Genomic DNA, 1,033 nt, shown 5'->3' with positions numbered 1-1,033 from the left:
AGATGCAAAGCACGAGATAGCCTTGAGCGAAAAGTAGATGCTAAGCAGCGCTATAATACGCTAGAAGAAATAACCGACTTGGCAGGCGCCAGGATAATCACACATTTCTCAGATGATGTAGATGTAGTGGCCTCAATGGTGGAAAGCGAGTTTAAAGTCGATAGGGCCAACTCTATCGACAAACGCGCATCGCTAGACCCTGATAGATTCGGTTATTTGTCTCTGCACTACGTAGTATCATTAAAGCGTGAGCGAGAAAAACTTCAAGAATATTCTGCCTTTAAAGGAATGAAGATCGAAATTCAGATACGTTCGATTTTGCAGCATACTTGGGCAGAAATAGAGCACGACATAGGATATAAAAGCTCAATTGAGGTGCCTCGAGCCACAAGACGAAAATTTTCTCGAATGGCTGGTTTATTGGAGCTGGCTGATCAAGAGTTTGTATCTATAAGGTCAGAGTTACAGAAATATGAGAAGTCTATAAAGTTGGAAATCCTTAAGAATCCAGAAAAGGTCGCGCTCGATAAAATTACGTATCTGGACTTTATCTGCTCTGATCAGAAATGTGTATCAATGGATTCTGAAATTGCTAGCTTATGTAATTTTAAATTTTTTGAGGAACCAAAAAATGTCGCCAAACAGTTGGATGGGCTCCTGTTTTTCGGTTTGAGAACTATTGAGCAGCTCAAAAAATCATTAGTTGAGAATGAACGGTCAATAATGCGTCGCGCCGCGGACGTTAATGCTCAGCTAGATACAATTGATAAGCCTAGGCTTGTATCAAGAGGGATTTCTATCTTTTATCTTTCGCAGGTTCTGGCTGCGAATAGCAAAGATCCTGAAGTGATTGAAGCGTACTTTGCCGCAAGAGGGATAAGCGGTACTAAATTCAAAGAGTATCTTCTTCAGTTCGCACGATGAGTTAGCTTTTTTAGCAGCATATTTCTGGTCGTAGAATTATCAGCACCATTGTTTATAAATATTGAAAGGGGACAGATTGATTTTTCTATCACTGTCCGCTTCTGGCCGA

At 40.7% G+C, this 1,033-nt stretch carries 1 protein-coding gene; it reads left to right on the top strand.

Going from position 1 to position 1,033, the window contains the following annotated elements; all coding sequences use genetic code 11:
• A partial coding sequence (locus IFT44_RS21010) for a hypothetical protein (RefSeq protein ID WP_192176522.1) occupies positions 1-924 on the top strand: 924 nt, incomplete at its 5' end.
• Positions 925-1,033: the final 109 nt, after the last annotated feature.

Source organism: Pseudomonas sp. CFBP 13710, from assembly GCF_014842235.1.
Lineage (GTDB): Bacteria > Pseudomonadota > Gammaproteobacteria > Pseudomonadales > Pseudomonadaceae > Aquipseudomonas > Aquipseudomonas baltica.
The sequence above is the reverse complement of the archived record's forward strand: the minus strand, read 5'-3'. Positions and strand labels throughout refer to the sequence as shown.